This is a genomic window from Paractinoplanes tereljensis (genome assembly GCF_016862435.1).
Classification (GTDB): domain Bacteria; phylum Actinomycetota; class Actinomycetes; order Mycobacteriales; family Micromonosporaceae; genus Actinoplanes; species Actinoplanes tereljensis.
In genome coordinates this window covers 23829-48362 of the sequence record NZ_BOMY01000031.1, presented here as the reverse complement: position 1 = coordinate 48362, position 24534 = coordinate 23829, and the positions used below count along the sequence as shown (strand labels likewise).

Below are 24534 nucleotides of genomic sequence, written 5' to 3'. Positions count from 1 at the left end.
CGGGCGGGCGTCGGTCGATCAGAGGAACTCGGTTCCCTCGTCGGCCTTGCGGAGCAGCAGCGGGGGCGGGGTGAAGCGGTCGCCGTAGCGGGCGGCCAGTTCGCGGGCCCGGGACACGAAGGCCGGCAGGCCGCCCGGGTAACCGTTGATGTACTGCAGGACGCCGCCGGTCCAGCCGGGGTAACCGATGCCCAGGATCGAGCCGATGTTGGCCTCGGCCACCGAGGTGAGCACGCCCTCGTCCAGGCATTTCACGCTCTCGAGGGCCTCGCTGAACAGCAACCGTTCCTTGAGGTCCTCGAACGGCACCTGGACGTCCGGGCGGGCGAACGCCGCCAGGCCGGGCCAGAGGCGGGTGCGCTTTCCCTCGGCGTACTCGTAGAAGCCGGCGCCGGAGGAACGGCCCGGACGACCGAATTCGTCGATCATGCGGTCGACGACCGCATCCGCCGGATGCGGCACCCAGCTCTCGCCCGCGGCCGCGCGGGTCTCCTCGCGGATCTTGCGGGGCAGGGTCAGGGTCAGCTCGTCCATCAACGCCAGCACCGGCGCGGGATATCCGGCCTGGCTGCTGGCCTGTTCGATGCTGGCCGGTGGCACGCCCTCGCCGAGCATCGCGATGCCCTCGTTGGTGAACGTGCCGATCACCCGGCTGGTGAAGAAGCCGCGGCTGTCGTTGACCACGATCGGGGTCTTGCGCAGGCGCTGCACCACGTCGAGGGCCCGGCGCCGGGTCTCGTCGCTGGTCTTCTCGCCGGGGATCACCTCGACCAGCGGCATCTTGTCGACCGGCGAGAAGAAGTGCAGGCCGATGAAGTCGGCCTGCCGGTTCACCCCCTCGGCCAGCAGGGTGATCGGCAGCGTCGAGGTGTTGGAGCAGAGCAGCGCGTGCGGCGCCACCACGCCCTCGATCTCGGCGAAGACCTTGTGCTTGAGGCCGACGTCCTCGAAGACCGCCTCGATCACCAGATCGGCGCCGGCCAGATCGGCGATCTCCGCGGTCGGCGTGATCCGGTCGAGCAGATCGGCCTTCCCCCGGCCCTTGGCGACAAGCTTTTCGGCGTACGCCTTGCCGCGTTGCGCCCCCTCCAGGGTCACGTCGCGCAAGACAACATCAAGACCAGAGCGGGCGCAGACGTACGCGATGGCAGCCCCCATCATTCCGGCGCCCAGCACCGCAACCTTGGTGATCGGCGGGACCGCCCCCACGTCGCGTCGGTTGACCTCGTTGAGGTCGTAGAAGAAAGCCTTGATCATGTTCTTGACGGTCTGGCCGGTGGCCAGGTCGACGAAGTACCGGCTCTCGATGACGAACGCGGTGTCCACGTCGACCTGGGCGCCCTCGACGGCGGCGCAGAGGATGTTGCGCGGGGCCGGGTAGGGCGCGCCCTTGAGCTGCTTGCGCAGGTTGGCCGGGAAGGCCGGCAACTGCGCGGCGAGGGCGGGAGTGGACGGCGAGCCGCCGGGGATCTTGTAACCCGGCTTGTCCCACGGCTGGGCAGCGTCCGAATTGTCCAGAATCCAGGCGCGGGCCGCGTCGAGCAACGCGGATGGGGTCGCAACAACGGAGTCGATCAAGCCCAGTGAAAGGGCGGCGGCAACCTTATGGCGGGTGCCGAGCAGCACCTTGGTCAGTGCGGTCGCGAGCCCGAGCAGCCGTACCGTCCGGACCACTCCCCCGCCCGCCGGCAGCAGGCCGAGGGTGACCTCCGGCAGGCCGACCTCGAGGCGCGGGTTGTCCAGCGCGATCCGGTGGTGGCACGCCAGCGCGAGCTCCAGGCCGCCACCCAGAGCCGAGCCGTTGAGCGCCGCCACCACCGGCCGGCCCAGGGTCTCGAGGCGGCGAAGCTGCCCCTTGACCCGGTTGGCCTGGTCGAAGGCGGCCTGACCGTCAGCCGGACCGATGGCCCGGAGCGAGTCGAGGTCGCCGCCGGCGAACCAGGATTTCTTCGCCGACGTGATGATCACGCCGGTGATCTCGCCGCGTTCGGCTTCGAGGCGGGTGACGGTCGCTTCCATGCTGTCGACGTACGCCGCGTTCATGGTGTTGGCGCCGCGCGACGGGTCGTCCAGGGTGAGCGTGACGATGCCGTCGGCCGCCCGGTCGTAGTTGATCATGACAGCCTCTCGATAACCGTCGCGATGCCCATGCCGCCGCCGATGCAGAGGGTGGCCAGGCCGTAGCGGCCGCCCCGGCGTTCCAGCTCGTCGACCAGGGTGCCGAGGATCATGGCGCCGGTCGCGCCGAGCGGGTGGCCCATCGCGATCGCGCCGCCGTTGACGTTCACGATGTCGGGGTCGAGCTTCATGTCGTCGATGTAGTGCAGCACGACCGCCGCGAACGCCTCGTTGATCTCGACCAGGTCGAGGTCGTCGACGGTGAGACCGGCCTTGACCAGCGCCTTGCGCGAGGCCGGGGCCGGGCCGGTCAGCATGATGGTCGGGTCGGCCCCGCTGAGCGCGGTGGACACGATCCGGGCGCGCGGGGTGAGCCCGTTGCGCACCCCGGCGTCGGCCGAGCCGACCAGCACGAGCGCGGCACCGTCCACGATGCCGGACGAGTTGCCGGCGTGGTGGACGTGCTCGATGCGCTCGACCCAGTGGTATTTCTGCAGCGCCACCGCGTCGAAGCCGCCCTGGTCACCGATCTTGGCAAACGAGGCGGGCAGCGTGCCGAGGCTCTCGACCGTGCTGTCGGCCCGGATGTGCTCGTCGCGGTCGAGGATGACCAGGCCGTTGCGGTCGACCACCGGCACGACCGACCTGCCGAAGTAACCGTTGGCCCAGGCCGCGGCGGCCCGCTGCTGCGAGCGCACCGCCCAGGCGTCGACGTCCTCCCGGCTGAAGCCGTCCATCGTGGCGATCAGGTCGGCGCCGATGCCCTGCGGGACGAACCCGGTGGTCAGGTTGGTCTCCGGGTCGAGCGCCCAGGCGCCGCCGTCGGAACCCATCGGCACCCGCGACATCGACTCGACGCCGCCCGCGAGCACCAGGTCTTCCCAGCCGGAGCGGACCTTCTGGCCGGCGATGTTGACCGCTTCCAGGCCGGAACCACAGAAGCGATTCAGCTGTACGCCCGCCACCGTCTCGGGCAGGCCGGCGGCGAGGGCCGCGGTCTTGGCGATGTCGGCGCCCTGCTCGCCGATCGGGGAGACCACCCCGAGCACCAGGTCGTCGATCTCGGCCGGGTCGAGCCCGGGCTCACGCTTACGAAGTTCGTCGATCAGTCCCACGACCAGCGAGACCGGCTTGGTGCCGTACAGCGAGCCGGTTCGCTTGCCCCGTCCCCGGGGCGTACGCAGGGCGTCGTAGATGAACGCCTCGGTAGCCACAACCTGTCTCCCGTCGAGAAAAAGCGAATCGCCGTTAACTTTTTCGCGTGTTTCGCCTCAGTGTCAAGGAAATCAACAGATGCCACGGGTGAATCACACCTAACCGAGGGAGTACCCTGGGCCCGGTGCGCAGCCCCACCGTCGACGTGTCCGGCGGCCGGAAACGACCGAAGGACCGCAAGGCCCAGATCGCCCAGGTCGCGGCCGAGCTGTTCTGCGCGCGCGGTTACCACGGCGTCGGCCTGGAGGAGATCGCCGCGGCGGTCGGCATCAGCGCCCCGGCGGTCTACCGCCACTTCGAAAATAAGTACGCGATCCTGGTTTTCGCCACCCGCGGGCTTGTCGACTCCGCGCTGACCGCCACCTCCCGGCCGCCCGAGGAGGACGGCTGGGCGACCCTCGAGGACCAGCTCGAGGCTCTCGCCCGGCTGGCCACCACCCATCGGGACACCTCCGGCCTCTACCAGTGGGAGTGGCGCTACCTCACGCCTGAGCACCGCGCCGAGTTCGGCGATGACCTGACCACCCTGCTGCGGCGGCTGGCCACGCCGCTGTCGGCGGCCCGCCCGGCGCTGACCCCGGCCGACGCGGCGGCCCTGGCCCGGGCCGCGCTCAGCATCTTCGGCAGCCTCGGCACGCACCGGGCCGCGATCGCCAAGACCCGCGCCGAGCAGGCCCTGCGTCAGGCCGCCTACGCCGTACTGCACGACGAGCCGCCCACCCCGGCCGTGGCGCCGGCCCGCCGGGCGGCCGACCCCGGCCTGCGCTCCGGCTCGCGCCGGGAGATCGTGCTGGCCGAGTCGATCCAGCTCTTCCGGGAGCACGGCTACCACGCCGTCAACATCGAGGACATCGGCGCGGCCGCCGGCATCAACGCGTCGAGCGTCTACCGCTACTTCCCGGGCAAGGCCAACCTGCTCGCGGCCGCGTTCTACCGGGCGTCGGAGCGGGTCAGCGAGGCCACCGCCACGGCGCTGGCCGGCGCGACGAACGACGTCGAGGCGCTGCACCGCATGATCGAGTCCTACGTCGATCTGACCTTCGAGCGCAGCGACCTGGTCTCGGTCTACCTGGCGGAGAACAACAACCTGCCCGAGTCCGACCGGCACGAGCTGCGCAAGGTGCAGCGCCTGCACGTCGAGGAGTGGGTGCGGCTGCTCGGCGCGGTGCGGCCCGACCTGCCGACCCCCGAGGTGCGGGTGCTGGTGCACGCGGCGATCAACCTGGTCACCGACCTGAGTCGCTGGGTGCGCTTCGACCGGGGCACCGGGATGGACCGGCATCTGGTGCGGCTGATGACCACCGTGCTCGGCCTAAGTTAATTTCGCTTCGCAAGTTTTCCCTGGCAAATAGCGGAGAAAATCGCGTCATGAGCGCGCGACTGTTCCCAACAAGTTAATCGTCGTTTACGTTCTTCGCATGGATGACGGCCTGTTCGACGACGCCGCGGTCATCCGGCGGGTGGCCCGGGAGGGTCTACTGCTCGCCGGGGGCGGACGGGCGACGCTGCTTCAGGTCGCACACCCCGAGGTCGCCCAGGGGGTGTACGACCACAGCAACTTCGCCGAGCGCCCACTCGACCGCCTGCGCACCACGATGAGCTACGTCTACGGGGTGCTGTTCGGCACCCGCGAGGAGGCGCGCACGATCAGTCGCGCCGTCGTCGCCATGCACCGCAAGGTCACCGGTCCCGGCTACTACGCCGACGACCCCGACCTGCAGGTGTGGGTCAACGCCACGCTGTACGAGACCGCGGTGGTGCTCTACCAGCGGATAGTCCGGCCGCTGCCGCCGGCCGAGCTGGACGAGTGCTACCAGCAGTACAGCGTGCTGGCCACCTCGATCGGGTGCCCGGAGGAGGCCTGGCCGGCCGACCGGGCGACGTTCGAGCGGTACTGGACCCACATGATCAACACGCTGCGGGTCAGCCCGGAGGGCAAGGCCATCGGCGACGCCCTGATGTGGCCGAAGAACCTGCCGCTCGCGCTGCGGCCGGGCAAGCCGGTCAACCGGTTCCTCACCATCGGGCTGCTGCCCGCGCCGATCCGGGCCGGCTACCGCTACTCCTGGTCACCACTTCAGCAACGCCTGTTCGACGGAAGCCTCAGCGCCTCCGCCGTCGTGTACCCCCACCTGCCGCTCAAGCTGCGGGCCGGGTTGAAGGACTACTACCTCAAAGATCTCCGCAAGCGATTCGCCCGGCGCCGCAACCCGCTCGCGGCCGACGGCTGAAGGAGGACGACACATATGGCTCCCTCCGTCGCCCAGCGGTGTGCCGACACCGCGCGTGGGCTGACCATTCCCGTACTGCTGAACCGCAACGCCACCGAATTCGGGGACCGGCCCGCGCTGAGCGTCCTCGGCCGCGACGGCACCCTCACCTGGCGCGAACTGCGCGACCGGATCGCCGCCCTGTCCCGCGGCCTGGCCGAGCTGGGCCTGGGCTCCGGCGACCGGATGCTGATCATGATGTCCGGCCGGCCCGAGCACTGGCTGGTCGACCTGGCCGCGGTGCACCTGGGCGCGGTGCCGTCCACTGTGTACGCGACGCTCTCCACCGACCAGCTGCGCTACCTGGCCCGGCACAGCGAGGCGAAGATCGTTGTGGTTGAGGACGATTCCGCCCGTACGCGCTGGGAAGCAATCGTCGACGGCCTGGCCGCACCACCGCGGATCTTGGTGGTCGGGCCCTCGCTCGACGAGGTCGAGGCGCGCGGCCGGGCCGCGCACGAGGCCGACCCGGCGGCCTTCGAAAAGACCTGGCAGGAGGTACGCCCGGAGCAGGCGGTCACGCTGCTCTACACGTCCGGCACCACCGGCGACCCGAAGGGTGTGGTGCTCACCCACGGCAACGTGATCTACCAGTCGGTGGTGCTCGAAGCCACCGTGACCACGCCCGATCACACGCCGTCGCTGGCCTACCTGCCGCTCGCGCACATCGCCGAGCGGATGCTGGGCATCTACAACCCGATCTACCGGGCCGGGCACGTCACCATCTGCCCCGACCCGACCATGCTCGTCGCCGGTCTCGTCACCGTGCGGCCGGTGTCGTTCTTCGGGGTGCCGCGCATCTGGGAAAAAATGGTCGCCGGCATCCAGGCCCAGCTGGCCGCGGCCGAACCGCCGGTGCGGGCCGCCGTCGAGGCCGCCCGGGCCGCCGCCCTCGAGGTCTACAAGCTGCGTGGCGACGAGCAACCGGTGCCGACCGAGCTGCAGATCCGGCACGCCGCCCTGGACGCCCAGGTGCTGCGCCCGCTGCGGGCCAAACTCGGCCTCGACAACATGCTGTGGGCCGGCAGCGGCGCCGCCCCGATCCCGGTCGAGGTGCTGCTCTACCTGGCCAGCATCGGGGTGGACGTGCTCGAGGTCTGGGGCATGACCGAAACCACCGGAACAGCCACGATCAACACCCCCGACCATTTCCGTACGGGCACGGTCGGTCGCGTGAATCCGGGCATGGAGGTCAAGCTCGCGGAGGACGGCGAGATCCTGGTACGCGGACCGCTGGTCGCGGCCGGCTATCTGAGCCCCGGCGGTGGGGTGGAACCGATCGTCGACGCCGACGGCTGGCTCGCCACCGGCGACGTCGGCACCCTCGACGCCGACGAATACCTCACCATCACCGACCGCAAGAAAGAACTGATCATCAACTCCAGCGGGAAGAACATCTCCCCCGCCCAGATCGAGAACCTGCTGCGCGCCCACCCACTGATCGCGCAGGCCGTGGCGATCGGCGACCGCCGCCCGTACGTGACGGCGCTGATTGTTCTGGACGACGAGTCCGTACCCCTCTGGGCTGGTCGTCGTGGTCTGGTTTTTGAATCCGTCGGCGACCTCGCCGACCACCCCGACCTGCTCGCCGAGATCACCGCGGCGGTCGAGGCGGCCAACGAGAAACTCGCCCGGCCGGAACAGGTGAAGACCTTCCGGGTGCTGCCCACCGCCTGGACGCCGGAGACCGGCGAACTGACCCCGACCCTGAAGTTGCGCCGCCGCGTCGTGGCCGAACGGTACGCGGACACCATCAGCTCTCTCTATTCCTAGGGGCCTCCATGTCGCCAGTTGAAGGGCGCACGCACTGGGGCCGTTCCGCGGTCCTGTTCATCCCCGCTCTCCTTGCCCTCGGCGGCCTCACCGTGGCCATCGCCGAGGGTGCCCTGGCCGCCTCGTTCGGCGTCTCCGGCCAATCGTTCAAGGTCACGGCCGCGCACGTGGAAGGCACCGACGTGGCGGCCTACCTGGACACCGCGGCCAGCGTCGACGGCAAACAGCACCCGGTGATGCTGGCCGGCGTGGGCAAGGCCAGCATGCGTGACGTCTGCACCTCGGCCGTCGTCTCGGTTCCGGTGGTCGGCAAGATCTCGCTCAAGGTGCTCGGTGGCAAGACCGAGCCGATCACCGGCACCAACGTGGTCGCCGACGCGGACGCCCTGCTCGGCGGCAACGGCGTGGTGACCGATGTGGAGGCCGGCCGGGACGCCTCCACCCTCAACCGGGTGCCCGGCGTGTCCGGTCCGAAGGGCCGCTTCGGGGTGCAGGCCGGCTCACTGTCCACCGAGGACGTGCGCAGCACCGCCTGGTCGGCCAACGGGGGCACGATCAAGCTCTCCGGCGGCCTCGACGTCAGCGTCACCGCCGGCGTGCACGAATGTTTCTGAGCCCGCGTTCGACCGCGGCGGCCCGTCGTTCGGTCGCGGCGGCGCGGCTTTCCGCCGCCGCGACCCGGCTTTCCGCCGCCGCGACCCGGCTCTCCGCCGCCGCGACCCGGCTCTCCGCCGCCGCGACCCGGCTCTCCGCCGCCGTGGCCCGGCTGGATGAGCGGTTGCCCGCTCGCCGGCCGCGCCGGGCCTTCCGGCGCTGGCGCCGCTCCCGCCCGTTCTGGGGCGGCGCCCTGACGATCGCGGGCGGCGCGACCATCCTGTCGGTCCCGCTGGCCCCGCTGCCCATCATGATCCACGTCGGAACCGCCGCGATCTCCGGCTTCGCGATCGGTCTGATCCTGGTCGCGGCCGGCTTGTTCTTCTGGTTCATGCCGGCCCAGCGCGCTTTCGTCGCCATCGTGAGCACGGTGTGCGCCCTGGTCTCGGTCGTCACCAGCAACATGGGCGGGCTGGGCTTCGGCGCGCTGCTGGCGTTGCTGGGCTCGGCGATGGCTTTCGGCTGGCGCCCACACCGCCCGCCAACGCTGATAGTCGAACTCCCGGAACACGACGTCGACGACCTGCCCACCCGGGTAACCGAGCCGCTGCCGCCGCTCTCGCCGCTCTCGCCGCTCTCGCCGCTCTCGCCGCTCTCGCCGCTCTCGCCGAGCGAACGCGCCGCGCGCCACGCCGCATCGGATCCGGATCCGGGTAACCGCTCGCACTGGCCGGTGTGGTCGGACTGGTTTCGCCGAACCAACGCGTTCGTCCTGATCCCGATGCTGCTCGGCGCCCTGGCGTTACCCCACCAAACGTTCGCCGACCAAACGTTGGCGGCACGAACGTTAGCCGACCGAACGTTAGCCGACCGAACGTTAGCCGGACTAACGTTAGCCGATCAAACGTTGGCAGCACGAACGTTCGCCGACCGAACGTTCGTTGGACTAACGTTCGGCGGCCGAACGTTAGGTGACCCAACGTTGGCCGGCCTAACGGTGCCGGGCGAGGCGCCGGCGGCCGCGGCCACGTGCGTGCCGGTGCCCGGGGCGACTCGGCCCTGGTGGATTCCGGAATGGCTGTGGCTGATCTGCCCCAACCCGTCGGCGACGCCGTCCCCCACGGCCGGCGGAACGGTCACGCCCAGCCCGACGCCAGCCCCGCAGAACCCGGCCGACCCCCAACCGCCGCCTACCCCCACCGCCGGCCTGCCGACTATCTCCGACCCGCCGACCACCTCCGGCACCGCCGGGCCAACCGCGAGCGGCACGGCAACGCCCGGCGCAACCGGGTCGGCGACCCCCACTCCGGGCGTCTCCCCCAGCGCCGCCGGGCTCACCCCGCCGCCGGCCATGGCCGCGCCGGGCGACATCACCGACATCCGGTACGGGGCGAACGTGCCCACGGTCAGCGCGGACCGGCTGTTCGCGACCGGGTTCACGTTCAAGGGAACGGTCAACCTGCCCACCGCCACCGGCGGCACGATCAAGTCGCTGATCTTCCACGCCGACAACCTGAAGGCCGACAACTATCGGGTCATCACCACCGACCCGGGCCCGAAGCTCGACCTCGGCATCGACCTGGACATCGACGACGTCGACATCTACGCCACCCACCTGGGCGGCCTGATCACCGTGCCGTACCTGAACATCCCGCTGCTGCCCATCGAGATCACCGCCGACCTGATCCCCACCTGGCTACCCTTGCAGATCAGCCTGCCGCTCTTCTCCGGCGACAACGTCAAGGCCGGCCAGGTTTTCATCCGCGCCGGCACAGTCCGAGGCAGCAACCTCTCCGCCGACATCAGCGCCACCAGCTCAGCCCGATCGTGACCTGTCGGTGCCCTCGTCAAGGGCGTCAGTCGGCAGGCCGGGACTCGCTCCACGCCGGAACTGCGAGATCTTGGAACGGTAGGTCAACGGGCGGGTAGGCAATTCGACAAGTTCGCGCTGGGCTGCGCCACCTGGGCGTAGATATGTGCGGCATGTCGGGTTTTCCGGGCGGGCCCATTCACAGGGTGGACCTGACTCCCGGAATGCGGGACTCGAGCCACGATGCGTGCTGCCTGCCCGGAATTCGAAGGAGGCGCCGACCTTGGCGAGTTCCTGCTCGCTCCTAACCGGAGCTCGCCAAGGTCGGGATCGCCTGCGCCGAGATGCAGTCAGCCCGCTTGGCGGCGGGCCGCGGCACGTCCGGAGCGTCAGTGCAGCGGCGGATGCTCGCCCAGGTCCGTGCGACGTCGCACGGTCAGCAGCAGCGACTCGACGTCGGCGCGGGCCACCGCCGCCGGATCCCGGTCGCGGGGGAACGTCTCGGGCGGCCGGCGGATGGTCGCGCGGAGTTCGTCGTGGACGAGGCGGGCGCTGATCCCGGCGGTGGTCGTGTCGGACCGGTAGGAGATCTCCAGTTCCCGGACGCCCGAGGCCGCCCACCACGTCTGCCACTCTGGGCCGGCCAGTTGGGCGAGGAGATCGTCCCGGACGGCCACGTACTGCTCGGGCAGGCCTGGAGCATGCCAGCCGCCGAGGACCGTCAGGCGCGAGCCCTTCTCGGCATAGGTCAGCACGCGGATGCCAGGGATGGTCGTTCCGGCGTCAGCGTCGTACGCGACAGCCGGAAGACCGGTGGGGTCGCCGAAGGTGGCCGGATCGCCGAGGTCGACCCGAACCGGATCGGGACGGTCGTTGCCTTGCACGGTCGTCCCGGTGGGGCTGATTGCCAGGCCACTGCCGGGCTGGAACTCGACCACGGTTCGGCTGCGCCACCGCAGTTCGCAGTCGAACGCCCGGGTGAATCCGCCGACGGCGGCGAGCGGCGAGACCGCGACGACCGCGTTGTCGGAACGGCGGCGGACGTGCACGACGACGCGGCCGTAGCCGTCCGGGTAGATCGCGTAGGTCGGCTCGGCCACGTGCCGCCGGTCGGGGCTCGTTCTGGCCGGTCCGGTCCGGCGGAAGTGGAGGCCGGCCGCCAGGGCGTGCGCGCGGGCCGCGTCCAGTGCGGACTGATCCCAGCCGCGGTCCTGGCCCAGCCGGCTCGCCGCCGCGTGCAGCACCTCGAGGACCAGCTCGGCGCGGGACTGCGGGGTCAGGCCGGCGATCCCGGGCGGGAGCGAGACCACGCCCATCTCGAAGCCCTCGACCAGCTCGGGATGCACGGTGACCAGGACGTCGTCGCGGTCGCCGTCGTGCCAGGCGACGATGCGGAGTTCGCTGTGCCGAGTCTGGATCTTCGCGGGGCGCACCGCTTCGGTGTAAAGCTCGAACACCGCGTTGGCGCTGCGCGCGAACGCGTCTTCGTCGGGGTGCTCTCCCCACGGCCGGTCCGGGAAGCCCATCCCCGGATCGACCCAGATCTGCCGCAACGTCGACATGAATGGATCATGGCAGGCGGGGCGGTGGCGGCGCGCGGTTCCGGCCATCATGATCGCCATGCAGATGAACGTTCTGATCGATGGCGACTGGTATCACCCGGGGAGCTGGGCGGATACGGCCGCACTCATCGATCGGATCATGCAGGAGCAGGAGCACTGGTTTCCCGGGTTTGGCATCGGTGGGTCGGCGGCGCTGTCGGTCAGTGCGGAGCCGATGACCGGTGGCGACCGGCCGCGCAACTACCTGCAGGTCGGGGTGAACTCGTTCAGTGGGTACGGCGGGCTTATCTGGCTGGGTGGGGACGGGTGCTGGGTGTCCGACAACCCGGAACCGCCGGGGTTTGATCCGTTCGTGCTGTCGAATTCGGGTGGGCCGTTCGGCTTTCATCCGGAGAGCACGCTGCCGGTCGCGCGGATCCGGGCTGCGGTCGAGGAATTCTGCCGGGCGCGGACCGGCGAGCGGCCCGGCGGTGTGTCCTGGGTGCCCGGTGGGATGAACGGCGAGCGGCAGGACCGGAACGAGGAGCGGCATCACGGCACCGTCACCGAGCCGCTTCGGCGGGCGATCGTGCCTGATCAGGCCAAGCTGCGGGTGCTCGGGGCCAACCGGGTGCGCCGCATGCTGCCGATTCTCGAGGCGGCGGGCTGTTCGTTCGTGGCCGAGATGGCCGAGATCTGTGAGGTGCGCGGGCATGGGCTGCGTCGCTCGCTGGACGCGGCGACCCGGGTGCTGCGGCGGTTCGACGAGTACCAGCCGGAACCGGGCGAGGGGCCGGACGACGCCGGCTTTCTTTACGCCCGGATGACGGCGGTGGGCACCGCGCTGGCCGTCGCCTGGCCGCGGGAGGAACCGGAAGCGCAGTTCGACGTGATCGAGTACAGCACCTGCTCGTTCTGGTCGATGTGCCACACGGCGGTGCTGAAGTCCGGGGACTGGGCGGTGGCCACCGAGATGCGCGACGCCGAGGAGGCGGCCCGCCTCCGCGAGACCCACTACCCGGCGGACCAGGCGAGCTGGGACGCGACGGCCGCGGTCAGGTGCGCCGGCTGGGCATGAGCGGGGACAACAACACCAGAACCAGGCCCAGCAGGCCGGTCCCGCAAACCAGGCGCAGCGTTCCGGCCGCGCGGTCCGGGAAGAGACGAGCCGGGTACGCCAGGGCGACCACCCGTCCTAGGACCGAAGAGGTGGCGTCCGGGCCGGTCGCCCGGGAGTCCACCGAGGTCGGCAGGTTGTCGCCGAGCAGGAACAACTGGCCGGCTGGTACCCGTACCGAAAAAGGGTCGTCGCCAGACGGGGGAAGGCTCAGCGCAACCCCGCCGGTTTGCAGGTGTCCGGCCGCATCGCAGCAGGACACCACGTCGCCGGCCGTGGCGGCGACGCGTTTCACCAGGTCAACGCCGTTGCCGGCGATCAGCACGACGTCGCCGGAACGCGCGTCGCGGGACCAGGTGTCCACCACGATGCGGTCGGCCGGCTCGATCGCCGGCGTCATCGACGTGGTCGGAACCTGGTACACGCGGTAGCGGAGCAGGAACAGGCCGGCCCCGCCGACCAGCAGGATCAGGCCGGTCGCGAGGAAAACGCCGCGCAGCCGGTCACGCACTGCGACGCAGGTGCTCGGCCGGCAGGTCGGCCGGCGGCTCCGGGGCGCCCAGGTCGGCCGGCTGATAACCCTGCGGATAGCCGGGGTAGGTGCGGTTGTGCTTGGACACTCCCAGGACGCTGGTGCGCCGGGGCGGGAAGAAGCGGAGGGCGCCGGCCCGGGCTTTCAGCCCGGCGGCGCCGCATGCGCCGACCCAGCGCGGGGCCGGGTCGAAGCCGAAGGCGCGCAACATCGGTTCGTCGAGCATTCCGCGTACGCCGAGGCGTACGGCCGGGCGCAGGAACGACGGGAACCACGCGGCGAAGAGGCCGACCGTGTATTCGCCGACCTGGCGGTTGGTGTCCGTGTAGACGAAATGCTGGGCTTCGTAGTCCCGTTTGAAGTCGGCGAATTCCTCGAACGTCGCCGGCACCGACCGGATGCCCATCCGGCGGCCGACCTCGCGGTAGTAGTGAAACGCCGCGAGCTTCTCGTTGAGATGAAGCGGCCGCCAGCCGTAAAGGGCCAGCCACTCGATCGGGTCATAGACGAACGTGGACAGCACGTAGAGCATGTCGTCGTTACTGATCGCGTACCGGCCGTGGGCCCGGTTGACCACCTTGAGGGCTTCCCGGCCGCGCGGTGAGTCGTATCCATGGGCGGCGATCTCGGCCATCAGCAGGGCGGTGTCGTCGTACCGTTTCTGCGGCCGTTTCGCGAATTCGCCGGTGGCCGCCAGCAGTTTCGAGATGCTCGGCACGCAGTACGTGCGGAACAGCGCGAACTCCAGCGCCCGGGTGTAATCCCAGGGGAATTCCCGGCCGGCCGAGATCTGGTAGATCTCCAGGTGGTCGCGCTCCGGGTCGAGCCCGGCGATGCGCTGCAGCAGGTCGTAGCGGCGGGTCATCCGAGCATCTCCTTCACGGTGGCGATCAGGCGGACCGAGTCGTCGCCGATCGGGGTCACGTTGAGCACGGTCACGCCGGATTCCCGGAAGGCGGCGATGCGGTCCCGGACGTACGATTCCGGGCCGATCAGGCTGGTGCGTTCCAGCAGTTCGGCGGGGACCGCGGCGGCCGCCTCCGCCTTGCGGCCGGACAGGTACAACTCCTGGATCTTGTCGGCCTCGGCGGCATATCCATATCGGCTGACCAGGTCGTGATAGAAATTGCGGCCGCGAGCGCCCATCCCGCCGACGTAGAGCGCGATCAGCGGACGCCCGAGATCGCGCAGCTCGGTGACGTCATCGCCGATCGCGAGCATCCCGCCGGCCACGATCTCGAGCGGCGGCAGCTCGTCGCTTCGGGCCGAAAGAGCCGACCCCCAAACATCAAAGGCCTTCTCCGGTACGTACATGAAGGGCATCCACCCGTCGGCGACCTCGGCCGTCATCCGCACGTTGGCCTCACCGAGCGCGGCCACGTAAATCGGAATGCGGTCCCGGACCGGGTGGGTGAGCATCTTCAGTGGTTTGCCGAGACCGCCGGGCAGCGGCAACTGGTATTCGCCGTCGTGAATCAGCACCTCGCGCCGCCAGGCCGCCCGGCAGATCTCGATCGTCTCCCGGGTGCGGGTCACCGGCTTGTCGTAGCGGACGCCGTGCCAACCCTCGATGACCTGCGGCCCGGAGGCGCCGAGTCCCAGGATGGCCCGGCCGCCGGACATCGCGTCCAGGCCGGCCGCGGTCTGCGCGAGCAGCGCGGGGGTCCGCGAGTAGAGCGGCAGGATCGCCGACCCGATCTCGACCCGTGACGTGCGGGCCGCCAGATAGCCCATGATGGTCGGGGCGTCGAAGCCGTACGCCTCGGAGACCCAGACGATGTCGAGGCCCGCCTCCTCCCAGCCGGCCACCTGGTCGGCGGCCGAGCGCGGATCCCCCGCGTACATCAGTGATGTGCCCAGCCGCATCTCACGCACCTCCGGTTTGATTTGATATTTGATACTGTGCCGACTTATGCGACCCCAGCTCTCCGACGAAGTTGCCTCCGCGCTGCGCGCGCGGATCATGTCCGGCGAGCTGCGGCCCGGCGCCCGGGTCCGCCTCGAGGAGATCGCCGCGCAGCTCGGCGTGAGCATCACGCCGGTGCGCGAGGCGCTGCTGACGCTGCGCGGCGAGGACATGGTCGAACTTCAACCCCGCAAGGGGTACGTCGTATCGCCGCTGTCCAAGCAGGACGTGCACGACCTGTTCCAGCTGCAGGGTGACATCGCCGGGGAGCTGGCCGCCCGGGTCGCGGTGGCGATCACCGACGGGCAGCTCGACGAGCTGGTCGTCGCCGACAAGGCCCTGCAGCGAGCCAAGCCGGCCGAGGAGGTGGAGCGGCTCGAGTTCGGCTTCCACCGGACGATCAACCGGATCGCCGAGGCCCGGAAGCTGAGCTGGTTCCTGCACACGGCGACCCGGTACACACCGGTTCGCTTCTACTCGTCGGACGCCCGGTGGCGCGGCAGCATGAAGCAGGACCACGAGCTGTTGCTGGCCGCGTTCACCGCGCGTGACCCCGACGCCGCCCGTGCCGTGATGACCCGACACTTCACGGACGGCGCCGACCTGCTGATCAAGCACCTGGATGACCAGGCCATTTGGAGCTAGCACTGTTGGCAGCTCCCCTAGCGTGGCGCAGCCGGAAGATCCGGATTGCACGGTCAAGCACCGCCGGATCCCGGGTCAGGCTCATCACGTCCATCGGCGCCTTGAGGCGACGCCACGTGACCGACTGAGGCCGGCTGAACTCCCGTAGCCCGTCGGCGCCGTGGACCCGGCCGAAGCCGGAGTCGCCCACTCCGCCGAAGGGCAGCGCGGGCACGCCGGCGAAGCCCAGCACCGAGTTGATCGAGGCAGCGCCGGTGCGGAGCCGCCGAGCGATCTTCAGGGAGTTGCCGCGGTCGGACGAGAAGATCGACGCGGCCAGGCCGTAGCGGGACGCGTTGGCCAGGCTCACCGCCTCGTCCAGCGACGAGACCGGGTTGACCACGACGGTCGGGCCGAAGGTTTCCTCGGTCACCGCGGTGCTGTCCTCGGGGACCTCGGCGAGAACGACCGGGAAGACGTACGGCGGCTTGATCGATTCCGGGCCGCCGACCACCGCCCTGCCGCCCTTGGCGAGAGCGTCGTCGACGTGGTTGCGGACGATGTCGACCTGGGTGGCGACGGTCATCCGGCCGTAGGGGCCGTCCTCGCTCGGCTCGACGCTCTCGGCGATCGCGGCCAGCTTGGCCAGGAACTCCGGGTAGACGGCGCGTTCGACGTACACCCTCTCGACTCCGGCGCAGGTCTGGCCCGCGTTGCCGAACCCACCGAAGGCCGCCGCCTTGGCGGCGGCGTCGAGATCGGCGTCGGCCGCGACGATCATCGCGTCCTTGCCTCCGCCCTCGATCACCACCGGGGTGAGGGTCTCCGCGCAGGCGGCCATCACCCTGCGGCCGGTCGCCGCCGACCCGGTGAACGCGATCTTGTCGACGCCCGCCGCGACCAGCTGCGCGCCGACCGCGCCGTCGCCGGTGATCACCTGCAGGACCGGCTTCGCAGAGATAGCGGCCCACGCCGCGGCCAGCCACTCCCCCGTCCGTGGAGTGTGCTCGCTCGGCTTGAACACCACCGCGTTGCCGGCCGCGAGGGCGTAGGAGATCGAGCCGAGCGGCGTGTAGACCGGATAGTTCCACGGGCCGATCACGCCGATCACGCCGAGCGGCCGGTATTCGACAGCCGCGCCCTGGTCGGCGGCGAGCAGCCCCGACCGGACCCGGCGGCGTTTCAGGACCCGGGGCGCGTTGCGGGCGGCCCAGTCCAGGTGCTCGACAGCCAGCATGATTTCGAGCAGGGCATCGCCGACCGGCTTGCCGGTCTCTTCGTGTATGACGTCGCCCAGCTCGTCGGATCGGGCGGCGATGACTCGTTTCCAGTTCAACAGATGATCGCGTCGCTCGCGGAAGCTCAGCCCGGCCCACCAGCTGGCGGCTTCTCGAGCTCTGGAGACGGCTTCCATGGCACCTCCAAGATTTGATATTTGATATGTTACGGTCGCGTCAATCCCAAGTACAGCCCCGTGGAGGGATTGACGTGGATCTTGATTTGACCGACGAGCAGCGCGCTTTCGCGGCGGCCATCGACGACTTCTGCAAGCGCGAGACCGGCACCCGGGCCCAGCGCGACGCCCTCACCGAGAACGGCCTGCACAAGCACCACCAGGGCCTGTACCAGAAGATGGCCGACCTCGGCTGGCTGGAGGTGATCGAGAGCAGCGCGGTCGACATGTGCCTGTTCCTCGAGCACACCGCCTACGGGCTGGCCCCGATCGGCGGGTTCGCCACCTCGTCCATCGTGGCCGGCGCGATCAGCCGCTTCGGCTCCGCCGACCAGCAGAAGGCCATCGTCGGCGGTACCGCCACCGGCCGTACCTTCTCGATTGCCATGTCCGAGCCGGAGGCCGGATCGGACGTCGCGGCCCTCTCCTGCCGGGCGGTTCCCGGCCCGGACGGCGGCTACGTGATCAACGGGCAGAAGACCTGGTGCTCCAACGCCCACTTCGCCGACGCGATCCTGCTGGTCGCGCGCACCGGCGGCGTTCCCGGCGAGCACGCCGGGCTGACCATGTTCATGGTGCCGGCCGACACGCCCGGACTGCGGATCAGCGGCATCGACACGATGGGCGGCAAGGAGGTCAACGACCTCTACTTCACCGACTGCTTCGTGCCGTCGGATGCCGTCGTCGGAGTGGTCGGCGAGGGCTGGAAGCAGCTGATGGCCGGCCTCAACCTGGAACGGCTCATCCTGGCCGCGCTGATGCTGGGCACCGCCCGGCGCGCCTTCGACGACACGCTGGGCTATGTGAAGGAACGCAAGCAGTTCGGCCGCCCGATCGGCAGTTTCCAGGCCCTGCGGCACCGCATCGCCGACCTGGCCACCGAGATCGAGTGCTGCAAGCTGCTGGTCTACCGCACCGCCGAACTGGTCGACCGCGACCCGTCCCGGGTCCTGCCGCGGGAGAGCTCGATGGTGAAGCTGAAGACCACCGAGGTGGCCCGCGAGGTGGCCCTGGCCGGCATGCAGATGATGGGCGGCTACGGCTACGCGACGGAGTACGACATGGAACGCCACGTCCGGGCCGCCCTGGTGTCCACGGTCTACGGCGGCACCAGCGAGATCCAACGCGACATCATCGGCAAGACGTACGGCCTGTAACGCCTAGAATGACGGAGTGCCGTCGGGTTCTGGCCGGATTTTCCTCTCCTATCGACGGGAACACTCCGCGGGCGATGCCCGTGCGTTGTTCCAGCATTTGACCGACACCTTCGGCGCGGATCGCGTCTTTCTCGACATCTCGCTGCCGGGCGGCTCCGAGTGGCCGTCCCGGCTGCGCGATGAGGTCACGGCCGCACCGGTCGTCCTGGTCCTGATCGGCCCGGAGTGGTTGAAATCGACCGACGAATGGAGCCGGCGGCGGATCGACTCCGAAACGGACTGGGTTCGCCAGGAAATGCAACTCGCCCTGGACGAGCCCGGCAAGCTGGTGATTCCGGTACTTCTCGGTGGCGCCGACCTGCCACCGAAAGCCGCACTTCCGGACGCCGTTTCCGGCATTGCCGACCGGCAGTCCCGCACGCTGAGCCATGCCGGGTGGCGCTGGCAGGTCGACGCCGTCACGCACGACGTCGAGCGGCACACCGGTTGGCGCCGGCGCAACGGGGCGGCCGCCCGGCCGGACACGACGATCGAGGATTACACCCGGGGCCAGCGGCGGCGCGCCGAGACCGCCCTGTCCGCCGGCGCCGTGGTCATCCCGGACCTGTTGCCCTTCCACACCGAACCACCGGCGACCGACCGGCTGACTCCGGGCGTCGCGCAACAGGTGCGACGCGCGGTCAAGGACCGGGCGAGATACAACACCGAAAGCCTGCTGTACGGGGTGAAACCGCGCCGCATCGTCGTGCTGGGCGGGCCTGGGTGCGGCAAGACCACGCTGCTGAACATGATCACGCGGGCGCACGCCGGAACCAGCCTGGCGGAACCCGCGGCGGCTCTGACCCCGGTGCTCCTCCGGGTCCGGGACCTCGCGCTGCACGGTTCCAGCCTGACCGCCGAGGCGGTCGGCGACGTGCAGCGGTGGTTCGACCTGGAGCTCGACCGCGAGTTCTTCGACGAGATCTTCCGGTCCGGCCGGGGCCTGCTGCTCGTCGACGGCGTGGACGAGGCACCGAGTGTCAGCAAGCGCAAGGAGTTGCTGGCCAAGGTCGACCTGTTCGCCGACCGCTACCCGAACGCGACGATCGTGGTCAGCTCCCGAATCGTCGGTTACGACCCGCGCCCGCTGGCCGCGAGCTTCGAACACTTCGAACTGGCGCCGTTCTCCACCGACCAGGTCAAGCAGTTCCTGGCCGGCGCCATCGGCCCGGGCGAGAGCACCGAGCGGCTGGCCAAGCGCATCATGAAGGACTCCCGGATATCGGCACTCGCCGAGAGCCCGCTCCTGCTGTCGATCATCGCGCGCATCATCGTCGAACGCGGAACCATCGACCGGCTCCCGCGGGAGCGCCACGCGCTCTACGACATCGCCGTCGAGATGCTGCTCAACGACTGGGACAGCGACCGCGGCATCGTGCCCGCCGAACGACCGGGCCAGCTCGACCGCGGCGAGATCCGGCAGGCCCTGGAGACGGTCGCCTACCGCATCCACGCGGGACTCCTGCAGCCCGGCAGCACGTCGGTCGTCGAGTCGGCCACGCTGGAGTACGAACTGACGACGGCGCTGACCGCGACCATGGATCCCGGGCGGGCTCGCTGGGCGGCCCGCGATCTCCTGCGCTACGCGGTCGGCCGGGCCGGGCTGCTCGTCGAGTCCGGACCGGGTCAGTTCGCCTTCGGCCACCGGGCCCTGCAGGAACATCTCGCCGCGTGTGCGATCAACGCCCGGTCGGTCCTCGACCATCTGACCGAGCACGGCATCCACAGCGCGGAATGGCGCAACGTCAACCTACTGGCCGTCAGCATGCAACGCGGCGACCAGGCCCGGCGGACCGTGGCGCACATCCTCGACGCCGGCAGCCCCTACGAGGACTGGCTCCGCCGCGACCACCTTTTCGCGGGCGAGATCCTGGGTGAGAGCCCGTCGCTGCTGACCGGACTGGACGACGAACTGATCGGCCGCATCGTCGAGCCGGTCATCGACCTGTTCGTCCTGGACCGAAACGAGTTCGGGGACAATGTGCCGACGGCGGCCGCCCAGGTGTTTCGTAGCTGGCGGAGCACCCCGGTGATCGACGTCGCCCGCCGATACCTGGACCGCAGCGGCCGACATTCGTCGCTGGTCTGGCGGTTGCGCGCGGAGGCCCTCGTCGGCGATCGGGACTCAGCCCGGGATGCCCTCATCGACCTGGTTGTGTCCGGTGACGTGCCGACGGCCGACGAGGCGGCCAACGCCCTTCACGATTTCCATGACGATGCCGACCGCAGTCCTGGCCCGATCGCGAGGTTGGTCGACTCGATTCCTCACCGAATCACCCAGAAAGAGAATGAGAAGGACGGCGGTCCGTACTTCCGGCTGCCCTACACGATGGCGGAAACGGCCGCTGCCTTCGCGGGAGCCGGTGAGCCACGAGCACGGCTTCGCGCACTCTTCATCGAGTGGATTGACTACCCGGCAAGCTCCGAATGCCGACGCGGAGTCGCGGCGACAGGCCTCGGCTGGCTGGGCGATAACCTGCCCGAAGTCCGCACCAGGCTGGTCCGCATGCTTCTCGATCGCGACACCTCGGCGGATGCCCGGAGCTGGCCGGCCTACGCCCTGAACCGGCTCGGCGGCGGTGATCCCGAGGTGGTCGAAGCGATGCTGACCACTCTTGCGAATGAGGCGCCGATCCTGTGTGGCTGGGCCGAGGTCTACCTCGGCAGGTTCGCCACCCGCTTCCCCGCCGTCGTCGAGCGTTTGGCGAGCTTGGCCGAGGACAGATCCCGCGACACGCTGCCGTGGGTCCTCGCCGCTTCGGCCCGGTTGTCGGGCCTGAAACGGTCGGATATCGAGTATCTCGAGTTCATCTCGCTCTCGGATACGTCGCTCGCCCGGCGGGTCGGTGCGATCAATACGCTGGTTGAATGCACGCAGCCGGCGCCGGAGTGGCGACGCCACGCGGCCAGCCACCTGGCACGAGCCCTCGAATCGTTCATTTCCGACACTCTGACCGATGACGATGATGATGCGGTGACGGTGGCAACAAGCGCCCTGTTCGCTCTCGGCAGACTCCGGGTCAGCACCTCGGAGGCCTGGAACCTCTGTTGCCGGCTTCTCGGCCACCAATCCTCGATCGTGCGGTACGCGGCCACCAGGGGCATCGGCGGCCTACCCGGCGATACGTCGACGTGCTCCAAGATTGTGGCCACGCTGGAGTTGCCGGAGATCGCCGGTAAGGTTCGCGGTGGCCTGGTGGACGCGCTGTTCCGGGTACATGCGTCGGTCTCGGACGACACCCCGGGCGAGTGGTAAACACCGTGTCGGGGATGTCATGACGGTGGGTCCAGCAGCGATGATCAGGCCATGACGTCTGACTCGAAGATTCTGCTGTCCGAATCGGAGATGCCGCGGAACTGGTACAACCTGGTGCCGGATCTGCCCTCGCCACCACCGCCCGTTCTGCACCCCGGCACCCTGCAGCCGGTGGGGCCGGACGACCTCGCGCCGCTGTTCCCGATGGCCCTCATCGAGCAGGAGGTGACCACCGAGCGTTACGTGCCGATCCCCGAGGAGGTGCTCGACGTCTATCGCCTCTGGCGGCCGTCGCCGCTCTACCGGGCCCACCGCCTGGAGAAAGCGCTCGGCACCCCGGCGAAGATCTACTACAAGTACGAGGGTGTCTCGCCGGCCGGTTCGCACAAGCCGAACACCGCCGTGCCGCAGGCCTTCTACAACGCGGCGGCCGGCATCCGCCGGCTCACCACCGAGACCGGGGCCGGCCAGTGGGGTACGGCGTTGGCCTTCGCCGGCGCACAGTACGGGCTGGACGTGGAGATCTGGCAGGTGCGGGCCTCGTACGATCAGAAGCCGTACCGGAAGATCATGATTGAGACGTTCGGCGGCACGATCCACCCGTCGCCCTCGAATCTGACCGACGCCGGGCGCAAGATCCTCGCCGAGCACCCCGACTCCCCCGGCTCGCTCGGCATCGCGATCAGCGAGGCCGTCGAGGTGGCCGCGCAGCACGCCGACACCAACTACGCGCTGGGCAGCGTGCTCAACCACGTGCTGCTGCACCAGACCATCATCGGCGAGGAAGCCCTGCTCCAGCTGGCCAAGGTGGGCGCTACGCCGGACGTCATCGTCGGCTGCACCGGCGGTGGCTCCAACTTCGGCGGGCTGGCCTTCCCGTTCCTGCGGGAGAAACTGGCCGGCACGATGAACCCGACCATCCGGGCGGTCGAGCCGGCCTCGTGCCCGTCGCTGACCAAGGGCGTCTACGCGTACGACTTCGGCGACACCGCCGGCATGACGCCGCTGATGAAGATGCACACGCTCGGCCACGACTTCATCCCCGACCCGATCCACGCCGGCGGGCTGCGCTACCACGGCATGTCGCCGCTGATCTCGCACGTCTACGAGCTCGGCCTGATGGAGGCGGTCGCCAAGACGCAGAAGGAGTGCTTCGAGGCCGGCGTGACCTTCGCCCGCACCGAGGGCATCATCCCGGCCCCGGAGCCGACCCACGCCCTGGCCGCCTGCATCGAGGAGGCGCTGCGCTGCAAGGAGACCGGCGAGGAGAAGGTGATCCTCACCGCGCTGTGCGGCCACGGACACCTGGACCTGCCCGCGTACGGCCGGTTCCTGGCCGGCGACATGGAGGACCACGCGCTCAGCGAGGAAGCGGTCGCGACAGCGATCGCCGGCCTGCCCCGCGTCTAGATCTGAAGGAGCGAGCGGGCGGCCGCCCGCCGCAGCTTGCCGGAGGGAGTCTTCGGCAGGCTGCCGGGCGGCACCACCCGGACCTGCGCCGGGCGGGCGTCGATCTCGGACACCACCCGGGAGGTGACCTCCCTGACGATCCGGGCCGCGGCGGCCTCGTCGTCGGCCAGCTTCGACTCGGCGATCACCGCGAACGACTCGCGGGCCCGGTCCTCGCCGGCCATCAGCCGCACCGCGACCACGTTGCCCTCGCGGACGCCCTCGACGCCGGCGGCGGCCCGCTCGATGTCGGTCGGGTAGATGTTCCGGCCGCCCATGATGATCACGTCCTTGCGCCGGCCGCACACCACAAGTTGCCCGTCTTCCACCACATAGCCCTCGTCACCGATGTCGAGCCAGCCGTCCGCGTCGCGGGCACTCTCGTAACCGTCCGGGGTGACGTACCCATCGGTGACCGAATCGCCGCGAAGCTGAATCCGGCCCACCTGGCGTGCCCCCAGCGGTTTTCCGTCGTCGTCGACGACCTGCACCTCGACGGTCGGATAGGGCCGGCCGAGCTTCGGGATCTCCCGGTCCGCGCCGGGCACGGCCTGGCCGCGCTCCAATGCGGAAGCGTCCACCGAGTCGAGCAGCATCTCGTCCGACATTTCCGACATGGAGATGACCAGGGTGCTCTCGGCGGCGCCGTAACAGCAGTTCACCGCTTCAGGGCGCAGTCCGAACCGGGCGGCGGTCTCGACGAACGCCCGCATCGTCGCCGGGTCGATCGGCTCGGCGCCGTTGCCGGCCACCCGCAACCGCGAAAGGTCCAGCGCGCCGTCCGGCACCCGGGCGAGCTGCCGGTTGAGCACCGCCCACGCGAAGTTCGGCGCGGTGGTGATCGTGCCGCCGTAGCGGCTCATCATCTCGGCCCAGACCAGCGGGCGACTCAGGAAGTCGGCGGGCCGCAGGCTCACCAGTTCCATCCCGGTCATCATCGGCAACAGCAGACACCCGACCATGCCCATGTCGTGGAACATCGGCAGCCACGACACCATCACGCCGGTTTGGTCGCAGCCCAGGTGGTCGCGGGAGTTGGCAAGGTTCGCGTACAGGTTGCGGTGGGTGATCCGCACGGCCTTCGGCTCGGCGGTGGAACCGCTTGTCAACTGCAACAACGCCACGTCGTCTTCGCCGACGGAAACCGGTGGGTGGTCCGGCCCGGCGGTCAGCTCACCGGCTTGATAATTCTTGATGCCGTACGCCGTGAGCACCGGTGTCACCGCCTCGAACGGGGCACCGACCACCACCGCCCGTGCGTCGATCATGCGCAGCACCCGCAGGGTGTCCGCGCGCCACGCCTCCAGGTCGGTGCGCGGGGTGGGCTGGTGGAGCATCGTCATGCTGCCGCCGGCCAGCCAGATGCCCTGCGCCACCGGGGCGGTCTCGACCGGCAACCCGGCCAGCACAGCAACCGCCTGCCCCGGTTGCAAGCCACCCCGAACCAGCCCGCCGGCCACGCTGCGCGCCTTACGATGCAGCTCAGGCCAGGTGATGCGAGCCTTTGCCGCGGGTTCGCCGGTGACCATGCCGGTCGCCGCACTCTGCGCTGTCATGATCACTTCATCGATGAATCGGCTCACGCAGTCACCGTACGGCCGATAGTGGCGAAGGGCACCCTTTCGGAGTCGGAAATGGGCGTGCTAGCAGGTGGGCGCCGGTGACAGGATAAGAAGCTCT

Annotated in this window: 18 protein-coding genes; 10 read left to right on the top strand and 8 right to left on the bottom strand. The window is 69.8% G+C overall.

Translation table 11 applies throughout. The features are described from left to right. Nucleotides 1–18 precede the first annotated feature (18 nt). Both Ate02nite_RS21810 and Ate02nite_RS21805 read right to left on the bottom strand, forming a co-directional pair. Complete coding sequence (locus tag Ate02nite_RS21810) at nt 19–2118, bottom strand: 3-hydroxyacyl-CoA dehydrogenase NAD-binding domain-containing protein (protein WP_203808417.1); 2100 nt, start codon at nt 2116–2118, stop codon at nt 19–21. After that, the gene (locus tag Ate02nite_RS21805) at nt 2115–3332 is read right to left on the bottom strand and encodes an acetyl-CoA C-acetyltransferase (RefSeq protein WP_203808415.1); all 1218 of its coding nucleotides are present in this window, start codon (nt 3330–3332) and stop codon (nt 2115–2117) included. Before Ate02nite_RS21805 ends, Ate02nite_RS21810 begins: the two co-directional genes overlap by 4 nt. A 125-nt stretch (nt 3333–3457) precedes the next feature. Here Ate02nite_RS21805 and Ate02nite_RS21800 point away from each other — a divergent pair, with 125 nt between their 5' ends. From Ate02nite_RS21800 to Ate02nite_RS21780, 5 genes are all read left to right on the top strand, one after another. Continuing rightward, on the top strand, nt 3458–4654 hold the full coding sequence (locus Ate02nite_RS21800) for a TetR/AcrR family transcriptional regulator (RefSeq protein WP_239147578.1): 1197 nt from the start codon (nt 3458–3460) through the stop codon (nt 4652–4654). Nucleotides 4655–4751: 97 nt separating this feature from the next. Beyond that, nucleotides 4752–5564, top strand: a complete 813-nt coding sequence (locus Ate02nite_RS21795; protein WP_203808413.1) for an oxygenase MpaB family protein — start codon at nt 4752–4754, stop codon at nt 5562–5564. Nucleotides 5565–5579: 15 nt separating this feature from the next. Next, nucleotides 5580–7376: an AMP-dependent synthetase/ligase gene (locus Ate02nite_RS21790; RefSeq protein ID WP_203808411.1), complete on the top strand. Its 1797-nt coding sequence runs from the start codon at nt 5580–5582 to the stop codon at nt 7374–7376. 8 nt (nt 7377–7384) lie between these two features. Beyond that, a complete protein-coding gene (locus tag Ate02nite_RS21785; protein ID WP_203808410.1) occupies nt 7385–7990 on the top strand; it encodes a DUF6230 family protein in 606 nt (201 codons plus the stop codon). Then, nucleotides 7981–9801, top strand: a complete 1821-nt coding sequence (locus Ate02nite_RS21780; protein ID WP_203808408.1) for a DUF6114 domain-containing protein — start codon at nt 7981–7983, stop codon at nt 9799–9801. The genes Ate02nite_RS21785 and Ate02nite_RS21780 overlap by 10 nt, the downstream gene beginning before the upstream one ends. A 368-nt stretch (nt 9802–10169) precedes the next feature. Here the strand turns inward: Ate02nite_RS21780 and Ate02nite_RS21775 are convergent, their stop codons facing one another. After that, nucleotides 10170–11342: a hypothetical protein gene (locus tag Ate02nite_RS21775; protein ID WP_203808406.1), complete on the bottom strand. Its 1173-nt coding sequence runs from the start codon at nt 11340–11342 to the stop codon at nt 10170–10172. A gap of 58 nt (nt 11343–11400) precedes the next feature. On the opposite strand from Ate02nite_RS21775, the gene Ate02nite_RS21770 reads away from it, so the two are divergent. Further along, complete coding sequence (locus Ate02nite_RS21770) at nt 11401–12399, top strand: Imm1 family immunity protein (protein ID WP_203808404.1); 999 nt, start codon at nt 11401–11403, stop codon at nt 12397–12399. Here the strand turns inward: Ate02nite_RS21770 and lepB are convergent. The 3 genes from lepB to Ate02nite_RS21755 are packed head-to-tail and all read right to left on the bottom strand — an operon-like array spanning nt 12377 to nt 14836. Continuing rightward, nucleotides 12377–12949 carry a signal peptidase I gene (gene lepB / locus Ate02nite_RS21765; protein ID WP_203808402.1) on the bottom strand — a complete coding sequence of 191 codons (573 nt, stop codon included), beginning with the start codon at nt 12947–12949 and terminating at the stop codon, nt 12377–12379. The genes Ate02nite_RS21770 and lepB overlap by 23 nt on opposite strands. Next, nucleotides 12942–13835 carry an oxygenase MpaB family protein gene (locus tag Ate02nite_RS21760; RefSeq protein WP_203808401.1) on the bottom strand — a complete coding sequence of 298 codons (894 nt, stop codon included), beginning with the start codon at nt 13833–13835 and terminating at the stop codon, nt 12942–12944. Before Ate02nite_RS21760 ends, lepB begins: the two co-directional genes overlap by 8 nt. Then, entirely contained in the window at nt 13832–14836 is a 1005-nt protein-coding gene (locus Ate02nite_RS21755) for an LLM class F420-dependent oxidoreductase (protein ID WP_203808399.1), read from the bottom strand. The genes Ate02nite_RS21760 and Ate02nite_RS21755 overlap by 4 nt, the downstream gene beginning before the upstream one ends. A 46-nt stretch (nt 14837–14882) precedes the next feature. Here Ate02nite_RS21755 and Ate02nite_RS21750 point away from each other — a divergent pair, with 46 nt between their 5' ends. Beyond that, entirely contained in the window at nt 14883–15521 is a 639-nt protein-coding gene (locus tag Ate02nite_RS21750; RefSeq protein WP_203808397.1) for a GntR family transcriptional regulator, read from the top strand. On the opposite strand, the gene Ate02nite_RS21745 is transcribed toward Ate02nite_RS21750, so the two are convergent. After that, on the bottom strand, nt 15487–16914 hold the full coding sequence (locus tag Ate02nite_RS21745) for an aldehyde dehydrogenase family protein (RefSeq protein WP_203808395.1): 1428 nt from the start codon (nt 16912–16914) through the stop codon (nt 15487–15489). The genes Ate02nite_RS21750 and Ate02nite_RS21745 overlap by 35 nt on opposite strands. Before the next feature lie 74 nt (nt 16915–16988). Here Ate02nite_RS21745 and Ate02nite_RS21740 point away from each other — a divergent pair, with 74 nt between their 5' ends. Genes Ate02nite_RS21740 through Ate02nite_RS21730 form a run of 3 tightly spaced genes read left to right on the top strand, consistent with a single transcriptional unit; the run spans nt 16989 to nt 22815 of the window. Beyond that, nucleotides 16989–18110, top strand: coding sequence for an acyl-CoA dehydrogenase family protein (locus tag Ate02nite_RS21740; RefSeq protein WP_239147577.1), 1122 nt, complete (start codon nt 16989–16991; stop codon nt 18108–18110). Between the two features lie 16 nt (nt 18111–18126). Next, entirely contained in the window at nt 18127–21405 is a 3279-nt protein-coding gene (locus Ate02nite_RS21735) for a TIR domain-containing protein (protein WP_203808390.1), read from the top strand. A 51-nt stretch (nt 21406–21456) separates the two neighbouring features. Further along, on the top strand, nt 21457–22815 hold the full coding sequence (locus Ate02nite_RS21730; RefSeq protein ID WP_203808388.1) for a TrpB-like pyridoxal phosphate-dependent enzyme: 1359 nt from the start codon (nt 21457–21459) through the stop codon (nt 22813–22815). Here the strand turns inward: Ate02nite_RS21730 and Ate02nite_RS21725 are convergent. Further along, a complete protein-coding gene (locus Ate02nite_RS21725; protein ID WP_203808386.1) occupies nt 22812–24437 on the bottom strand; it encodes a fatty acyl-AMP ligase in 1626 nt (541 codons plus the stop codon). The two genes, Ate02nite_RS21730 and Ate02nite_RS21725, sit on opposite strands and share 4 nt — an antisense overlap. Nucleotides 24438–24534: the final 97 nt, after the last annotated feature.

Bases quoted from the DNA above. Each gene is read 5' to 3' on its own strand.
- Ate02nite_RS21755 (WP_203808399.1), bottom strand. From the start codon at position 14,836: ATGCGGCTGGGCACATCACTGATGTACGCGGGGGATCCGCGCTCGGCC.
- Ate02nite_RS21785 (WP_203808410.1), top strand. From the start codon at position 7,385: ATGTCGCCAGTTGAAGGGCGCACGCACTGGGGCCGTTCCGCGGTCCTG.
- Ate02nite_RS21775 (WP_203808406.1), bottom strand. From the start codon at position 11,342: ATGTCGACGTTGCGGCAGATCTGGGTCGATCCGGGGATGGGCTTCCCG.
- Ate02nite_RS21795 (WP_203808413.1), top strand. From the start codon at position 4,752: ATGGATGACGGCCTGTTCGACGACGCCGCGGTCATCCGGCGGGTGGCC.
- Ate02nite_RS21790 (WP_203808411.1), top strand. From the start codon at position 5,580: ATGGCTCCCTCCGTCGCCCAGCGGTGTGCCGACACCGCGCGTGGGCTG.
- Ate02nite_RS21730 (WP_203808388.1), top strand. From the start codon at position 21,457: ATGACGTCTGACTCGAAGATTCTGCTGTCCGAATCGGAGATGCCGCGG.
- Ate02nite_RS21810 (WP_203808417.1), bottom strand. From the start codon at position 2,118: ATGATCAACTACGACCGGGCGGCCGACGGCATCGTCACGCTCACCCTG.
- Ate02nite_RS21770 (WP_203808404.1), top strand. From the start codon at position 11,401: ATGCAGATGAACGTTCTGATCGATGGCGACTGGTATCACCCGGGGAGC.
- Ate02nite_RS21780 (WP_203808408.1), top strand. From the start codon at position 7,981: ATGTTTCTGAGCCCGCGTTCGACCGCGGCGGCCCGTCGTTCGGTCGCG.
- Ate02nite_RS21750 (WP_203808397.1), top strand. From the start codon at position 14,883: ATGCGACCCCAGCTCTCCGACGAAGTTGCCTCCGCGCTGCGCGCGCGG.
- Ate02nite_RS21760 (WP_203808401.1), bottom strand. From the start codon at position 13,835: ATGACCCGCCGCTACGACCTGCTGCAGCGCATCGCCGGGCTCGACCCG.
- Ate02nite_RS21745 (WP_203808395.1), bottom strand. From the start codon at position 16,914: ATGGAAGCCGTCTCCAGAGCTCGAGAAGCCGCCAGCTGGTGGGCCGGG.